Here is a 6746-nt window from a genome sequence, read left to right on the forward strand (position 1 = left end):
GCATCATCTCGTCGCTCGACCGGTTTTCGCCGGCGATGCCGCGCGGCGATGGTTCCCCTGGCGATGATCCACGGCGCCTGCCCGCGGCCGCCGCGCGTGCCCGCAAGGCTGAAGTGGGTCGCCAGCCGCCCGCCGCCAATGGTGACGCCGCCAATGGTGACGACAGTGACACGCCGCCGCTGGGTGGCAAGGGAACCGACAATGACTGAGCGGCCGATCCTGATGTTCGATTCGGGCATCGGCGGGCTTACTGTGCTGCGCGAAGCGCGCGTGCTGATGCCTGACCGCCGCTTTGTCTATGTCGCCGACGATGCCGCTTTCCCCTATGGCGCCTGGGAGGAACCAGCCCTCAACGCCCATATCCTTGGCTTGTTCGGCACACTGCTGGAGAAATTCCGGCCCGAGATTTCGGTCATTCCCTGCAACACGGCGTCGACGCTGGTGATTGACGCGTTGCGCCAGAAATTCCCCGGTCATCCCTTTGTCGGTACGGTTCCAGCGATCAAGCCGGCGGCGGAACGCACCCGCTCCGGGCTCGTCTCGGTGCTGGCGACGCCTGGCACGGTCAAGCGTCAATACACGCGCGACCTGATCAGCAAATGGGCGCAGAAATGCCACGTGCGGCTGGTCGGCTCGGACCGGCTGGCGCCGCTGGCCGAAATCTATATGCGCCAGGGGTTCGTCGACGAGGAGATCGTGCGCGAGGAGATCGCGCCATGCTTTGTCGAGAAGGACGGCGCCCGCACCGACATCATCGTACTCGGCTGCACCCATTATCCGTTCCTGGCCAATCGCATGCGCAAGACCGCGCCCTGGCCGGTCGACTGGATCGACCCGGCCGAAGCGATCGCCCGCCGCGCCATGTCGCTGCTGGCGCCGGTCGATGGGCCGCTGCCGATGGGCGAGCCCGACATCGCCGTCTTTACCTCCGGCAAGGTGGACTTCGCAACCAGCCGGCTGATGCAGGGCTTTGGACTGGTCGTGCGCTAGGCCGTGACCGGACCGTCTGCCGTTCAGGCAGGTTCGAACACGATGCTGCGTTGATCCGGATCGGCCGAGACCAACCTTAGAGTCAGGCCATCACCCTGTTCGAGCCCGGAGGCCTTCAGGTTGGCCACGACAGGCATGTCGGCAAGTTGGACGCGCACGCCGTGGTTGACGTCGGTCACGACGGCTCTGAACGTCTCTCCCTCGCGTCCCCTGAGCATGACCGCCTCGGCAAGGTCGATGGCCGCATGGTTGATCTGCGAAGCGCTGGCATCCGCACGCCCCATCACCTTCGGCAGTCCAGTGAACGCATCGGTGACGGCCTGCGGCACGGGCTGGCCGTTGGCGATCGCCAGCGCGCAGCGCACGACGTAGCGATCGGCCAGCCGCCTGAGCGGCGCGGTTGCATGAGCATAGGTCGCAGCCATCGCCTCATGCCAGGGGACAACCCCCTCTTTGTAGGGTTGGTAAGATGCGCCGGGGCTTGCATGGCGGATTTCCAGCATCAGCGCCGCCTGTTGCGGATCGGCCGGGTCAAGGGTTCGCTGATAGTCACGCAAGCTGGTGGAGGCCGGCCAAGACAGTCCCAGAGCCTGTGCCGCGTTGCGCAGTCTTTGCACCTTGAAAGCATCTGGCTCCGACATCACACGGAACAACCCGGTATGGTGCGCAAGCATGGCATCGGCAATTGCCATGTTGGCGGCCAGCGAAAGCGCGGCGTTGTCTTGTTCGGATTGCAGCAGCGGTCTGAACGAAAGCCGGAATGTGCCATCGGCCAGCCTTTCCACCTCCTGCTCGGGCGGGTCGACGCGGGACGCGCCACGACCCTTTTCGTTCATCGCCATGCGTCGCGCCATTTCGGCAAAGCCGGCCGGGACATCGGAGGCCCGCACGCTGTCATAGGCGAGCTTCGCGCGGCTTTGGATGATTGCCCGCTCCGCGCCGTCCAATTTCACCAGACCGTCCCCGGCGACCCGAACGGTGAAGATGACAGCTGGACGCGGTCCATCCGGCAACAGGCTCGCCGCACCCTCGGCAAGTGCCGGCGGGTATAGACCGGCCTTGCCGTCCGGCAAGTAAAGCGTCTCGCCTCGCGTCCAGGCCTCGAGATCGATCGCGTCGCCGTCTTCGACGAACCAGGCTACGTCGGCAATGGCATAATGCAGCAGAAGATCGCTGCCGCTCGCCTCGATTGAAAACGCCTGATCAAGATCGGTGGAGGCTGCCGGATCGAGCGTGACGAAGGGTATATCAGTTCGATCGGCATGCTGGTTTGGCAAACGTTTGGCCGCCGCCTCCGCGGCGGCCATTACGGCTACCGGAAATCCATCCGGCACGTGGAATTCGGTGCGGATTTTCGCGAGGCCGGTGGAGAGTGCTTGCGAGGGATCGGTCAGTGATTTCATTCAGCCGTCCTACACCAGGGCTCTGGAGGCGGGAAGGCTGCCAACGAAAATCGCCAAAGCCGGCCGCCTGATGGGCTGGCACAGCCGGCTGAGGGACTGGACCGCCGGCGCTGGAACCACCGCCGAAGCGCGGCGTTTCTCCGACAGGAAAGGAGAAGCACCATGCCAGCCACCTCGAAAGCCCAGCAGAAAGCCGCCGGCGCTGCCTTGTCGGCCAAGCGCGGCGAAACGAAGAAGAGCGAACTCCAAGGCGCTTCCAAGGGAATGTACGAATCGATGAGCGAAAAGCAGCTCGAGGAATTCGCCGAGACCAAGCGCAAGGGCCTGCCGGAAAAGAAGTCAAAAGACTGAGTGTGTCATTCGCGAAACGCCGGCCCAAGGAAACAAGGCCCGTAGCGGAACTGCGGGCCTTGTTTCCTTAAGCAGAATCTCCGGGCAAATGTTTTGCCTTACCAGCGATGGCAGCGCCGTATCCGCTCGACGATCACCCTGCGATGGCCGTGCCGCCACACCACTCTCTTCTTGACGATGATGCGGCAGACTTGTTTGTGGCCATGCCAATGGCGCGCCATCGCCGGTTCGGGCGCCACCGCCATCGAACCTGCAAGCACCGCGGCGCCTGCCAAGGTAAGGAAGAACTTCTTCATGCTCATTGGACTCCTCAAGCTCCAGATCCCTTCCTGGTGCCGTTGGCGCAAACCTCCCGCCACATCCGGCATCGCATCAACGTCGTGAACGCTATAGGGTTGCGTTGCGCCGCGCCAGCCACAAGCTTGACACCGGTTAAATCTCCGTTTAATCAGCGCGCCAACACCGGGCCGCAATGCCCGGTGGTTTTCTTTATGTGCGCAAGATTCGTGGAAACTCAATTCTACTATCTTGTTTGAAATGACGTGTCCCGTGGGTTTTCCGCCGCGTTGCGTGGGAAAACCCTGTCAGGTCTCGAAAACGGGGGCCAGAGGAGGGCGCGTTTCCTTCACCCGGGCCATGAGGTTCCGGGTGTGTTGTTTTGAAAAGGGAATGCGATGAGCAAGCGCGAATCCGCGAAGTACAAGATCGACCGCCGTCTTGGCGAAAACATCTGGGGCCGCCCGAAGTCCCCGGTCAACAAGCGTGAATACGGCCCCGGCCAGCATGGCCAGCGCCGCAAGGGCAAGCTTTCCGATTTCGGCCTGCAGCTGCGCGCCAAGCAGAAGCTGAAGGGTCACTATGGCGACGTTTCGGAAAAGCAGTTCCGCAAGGTCTATGAAGAGGCGGATCGCCGCAAGGGCGACACCTCGGAGAACCTGATCGGCCTGCTCGAGTCGCGTCTCGACGCGGTCGTCTACCGCGCCAAGTTCGTGCCGACCATTTTCGCCGCCCGTCAGTTCGTCAACCACGGCCACGTCAACGTCAACGGCAAGCGCGTCAACATCGGCTCGTATCGCTGCAAGCCGGGCGATGTCGTCGAAGTGCGCGAAAAGTCGAAGCAGCTGGTCATCGTTCTCGAAGCGGTCGGCCTGGCCGAACGCGACGTGCCGGATTACATCGAAGCCGATCACAACAAGATGGTCGCGACCTTCTCGCGCATCCCCGGCCTGGCGGACGTTCCGTTCGCCGTGCAGATGGAACCGAACCTGGTCGTCGAATTCTATTCGCGCTAAGCGAACGCGTTTTGCGATACCATGCAAAGGCCGCCCGTCGAGGCGGCCTTTTCTTTGTCTGCCTTTTCTTTGTCGGCCATCTCCGCTAATTCCGGGCGCAACGAAGCGCCGGACAGTCGTTGCTCCCGGATTTTGGAACTGACGCCATGAACATGCTGCCAGACGCCGAATCGCTTGAACCAGCCAGCGACATCGAGGGCGGCTTTCATCCGCTGTTTGCCGATGTGCCGTCCTCGGTCGAGTTCAACAAATTGCGCAAGCGGCTGCTGCGGCTGACCCGACAGGTGATCGAGGATTTTTCGATGGTGAAGCCCGGCCAGCGCTGGCTGGTCGCGCTGTCGGGCGGCAAGGATTCCTACGGTCTGCTCGCCGTGCTGCTCGACCTCAAATGGCGTGGGCTGCTGCCGGTCGATCTGCTGGCCTGCAATCTCGATCAGGGCCAGCCGAATTTCCCCAAACATATCCTGCCGGACTATCTCGACAGATACGCCATCCCGCATCGCATCGAGTATCAGGACACCTATTCCGTCGTCACCGACAAGCTGCCTGCGGGCAGCACCTATTGCTCGCTCTGCTCGCGTCTCAGGCGCGGCCATCTCTACCGCATTGCGCGCGAGGAGGGGTGCTCGGCGCTGGTGCTCGGCCACCATCGCGAGGACATTCTCGAAACCTTCTTCATGAACCTGTTCCATGGCGGCCGTCTCGCCGCCATGCCGCCCAAGCTGCTCAACGACGAGGGCGACGTCATGGTGCTGCGGCCGTTGAGCTACTGCGCCGAGGTTGATCTGGAAAAATTCGCTGCCGCAATGCAGTTCCCGATCATTCCCTGCGATCTTTGCGGCAGCCAGGAAGGTCTCCAGCGCAACGCCATGAAGGCGATGCTCGAGGATATCGAAAAGCGCATGCCCGGTCGTAAGGACACGATGCTACGCGCACTGTCCAACAGCAGGCCATCGCATCTGCTCGACAGAAAACTGTTCGATTTCGCGGCGCTCAATGAGACCCTCAGCACAAGGCTAGACATATCCGATGACATTTGACGACACCGCGATCGACTGGCTCGCTGGCCTTCTGTCCGATGCGGCAAAAGCCGAGATCATGCCGCGCTTTCGCCGGCTGGGCGAGGGTGACATCCGCCAGAAGACCTCGGCCGCCGACCTGGTGACCGAGGCCGACGTCAACGCCGAGCGGCTCATCACTGCCAGGCTGCGCGAGCGCTACCCCTCGGCGATGGTCGTCGGCGAGGAGGCCTGTTCCGACAATCCAGCGCTGTTGAACGGGTTGGGCGATGCCGATCTGGCTTTCGTCATCGACCCGGTGGACGGCACTTTCAACTTCGCCTCCGGCGTGCCTTTGTTCGGCGTCATGCTGGCGGTCGTGATCAAGGGCGAGACCGTTGCCGGCATCATCCACGATCCCGTCGGCAAGGACTGGCTGATCGGCGCCAGGGGCGCCGGCAGCCATATCCGGCATGCGCATGGCAGCATCGAGAGGGTGCATGTCGCAGCACCCGCGCCGATCTCGCAAATGACCGGCTCTGTCTCCTGGCAATATATGCCCGAGCCGGAGCGGTCGCGGCTGGCGCGCAACCAGACGAAGATCCTGTCGCAGTTCGCCTATCGCTGCGCGGCGCACGAATACCGTCTGTTGGCGAGCGGCCATGCCCACTTCGTCGTCTACAACAAGCTGATGCCGTGGGATCATCTGGCCGGTATGCTGATCCATGCCGAGGCTGGCGGCCATGCCGCACGTTTCGACGGCAGCGCCTATCTGCCCTCGCATCTCGGCGGCGGCCTGCTTGTCGCGCCCGACCGGGAAAGCTGGCACGAATTGCGCCGCGAGCTCTGGGCGCAATAGGATCAACTCCTGCGGCCAGCTGAAAGCGCGATGCAATCTCACGCAAATCCGGAGGCTCTCGAATGAAACCTCGGTTCGCAATTGTCGCGGCGGCTCTTGCCGCCGCCCTGTTTGCCAGCTCCCACGAAGCAAGTTCGCAGGAGCGCACTTGCCGCAGTCCCGACCCCGTCGACACGATAAAGGAGATGTCGGACGCTATCTATGCTTGTTGGAAGCCGCCGCCCGGAACCGCGGGCATGTCCCTGACGCTGCGGTTCTCGCTTCGCCGCAACGGCACACTGATCGGCAAGCCTCGCGCCACATATTCCGATCTTGGAAGCGATGCCCAGCTCAGCAGGGCCTTCGTGGCTTCAATCCTCAGGGCACTCGATGACGCTTTGCCATTGCCCTTTTCGGACAGCATGGGTGGAGCAATCGCGGGGCGTATGCTTGCGCCTCGCTTCACGGCAGCCCTTGAAGGTTCGTCCTAGTCTTGCGCATGTCGCCCAAAGGGGACCCCTGGGTTTTGGGACACGCGCAAAAACGACAATTCAGTGCAGGTCGGTGACGTGCCCTAGAACGGGCGGGTTCTGCGGCTGGAACATCTTGCCGCGCTCGGCGATGAAGATCATCAGCAGCGCTGCGACCGAGACGCTGCAGAAACCAGCGGCCAGCGGTGTTACCGTGCCGTTGAAAGCCTGACCGATCAGCGTGCCGAGAATGCCGCCGAGAAACGTCTGCATGAAACCCAGGATGGACGACGCCGTGCCGGCCAGTTGGCCGAGCGGCTCCATGGCCAACGCGTTGAAATTGGCGCCGAGTGCACCGAACGGCAGCATGGCGCTGGCAAAGAAGGCGATGAACAGCCACAACG

The 6746-nt window shown here is 62.7% G+C and carries 7 protein-coding genes and 2 pseudogenes; 6 read left to right on the forward strand and 3 right to left on the reverse strand.

Features of this window, described 5'->3' with window-relative positions:
* Window positions 1-209, forward strand: a pseudogene (locus tag EN935_RS16640) (RNA methyltransferase); the annotation flags it as partial.
* Window positions 202-990 carry a glutamate racemase gene (gene murI, locus EN935_RS16645; RefSeq protein ID WP_109669618.1) on the forward strand — a complete coding sequence of 263 codons (789 nt, stop codon included), beginning with the start codon at window positions 202-204 and terminating at the stop codon, window positions 988-990. The pseudogene EN935_RS16640 and the gene murI, both read left to right, overlap by 8 nt.
* Before the next feature lie 23 nt (window positions 991-1013).
* On the opposite strand, the gene EN935_RS16650 is transcribed toward murI, so the two are convergent.
* Window positions 1014-2393 (reverse strand): RNB domain-containing ribonuclease, encoded by a 1380-nt coding sequence (locus tag EN935_RS16650; protein WP_127264225.1) that lies wholly within the window; start codon window positions 2391-2393, stop codon window positions 1014-1016.
* Between the two features lie 162 nt (window positions 2394-2555).
* Between EN935_RS16650 and EN935_RS16655 the strand changes: the two genes are divergently transcribed.
* Window positions 2556-2744 carry a DUF3008 family protein gene (locus EN935_RS16655; protein WP_023810328.1) on the forward strand — a complete coding sequence of 63 codons (189 nt, stop codon included), beginning with the start codon at window positions 2556-2558 and terminating at the stop codon, window positions 2742-2744.
* Window positions 2745-2842: 98 nt separating this feature from the next.
* On the opposite strand, the gene EN935_RS16660 is transcribed toward EN935_RS16655, so the two are convergent.
* Window positions 2843-3046: a hypothetical protein gene (locus tag EN935_RS16660; RefSeq protein WP_245488988.1), complete on the reverse strand. Its 204-nt coding sequence runs from the start codon at window positions 3044-3046 to the stop codon at window positions 2843-2845.
* A 372-nt stretch (window positions 3047-3418) separates the two neighbouring features.
* On the opposite strand from EN935_RS16660, the gene rpsD reads away from it, so the two are divergent.
* From rpsD to EN935_RS16675, 3 genes are all read left to right on the forward strand, one after another.
* The gene (gene rpsD, locus EN935_RS16665) at window positions 3419-4036 is read left to right on the forward strand and encodes a 30S ribosomal protein S4 (RefSeq protein WP_023759539.1); all 618 of its coding nucleotides are present in this window, start codon (window positions 3419-3421) and stop codon (window positions 4034-4036) included.
* Window positions 4037-4182: 146 nt separating this feature from the next.
* A complete protein-coding gene (gene ttcA / locus EN935_RS16670; protein ID WP_127264254.1) occupies window positions 4183-5076 on the forward strand; it encodes a tRNA 2-thiocytidine(32) synthetase TtcA in 894 nt (297 codons plus the stop codon).
* Window positions 5066-5893, forward strand: a complete 828-nt coding sequence (locus EN935_RS16675; protein ID WP_109669625.1) for an inositol monophosphatase family protein — start codon at window positions 5066-5068, stop codon at window positions 5891-5893. Before ttcA ends, EN935_RS16675 begins: the two co-directional genes overlap by 11 nt.
* Window positions 5894-6423: 530 nt before the next feature.
* Here EN935_RS16675 and EN935_RS16685 read toward each other — a convergent pair.
* Window positions 6424-6746, reverse strand: a pseudogene (locus EN935_RS16685) (multidrug effflux MFS transporter); the annotation flags it as partial.

Origin of the sequence: Mesorhizobium sp. M7D.F.Ca.US.004.03.1.1, from assembly GCF_003998635.1 — a bacterium.
Lineage (GTDB): Bacteria > Pseudomonadota > Alphaproteobacteria > Rhizobiales > Rhizobiaceae > Mesorhizobium > Mesorhizobium loti.

Coding starts and splice junctions, on each gene's coding strand:
- murI (WP_109669618.1), top strand. CDS start 202: ATGACTGAGCGGCCGATCCTGATGTTCGATTCGGGCATCGGCGGGCTT.
- rpsD (WP_023759539.1), top strand. CDS start 3,419: ATGAGCAAGCGCGAATCCGCGAAGTACAAGATCGACCGCCGTCTTGGC.
- ttcA (WP_127264254.1), top strand. CDS start 4,183: ATGAACATGCTGCCAGACGCCGAATCGCTTGAACCAGCCAGCGACATC.
- EN935_RS16650 (WP_127264225.1), bottom strand. CDS start 2,393: ATGAAATCACTGACCGATCCCTCGCAAGCACTCTCCACCGGCCTCGCG.
- EN935_RS16655 (WP_023810328.1), top strand. CDS start 2,556: ATGCCAGCCACCTCGAAAGCCCAGCAGAAAGCCGCCGGCGCTGCCTTG.
- EN935_RS16675 (WP_109669625.1), top strand. CDS start 5,066: ATGACATTTGACGACACCGCGATCGACTGGCTCGCTGGCCTTCTGTCC.
- EN935_RS16660 (WP_245488988.1), bottom strand. CDS start 3,046: ATGAGCATGAAGAAGTTCTTCCTTACCTTGGCAGGCGCCGCGGTGCTT.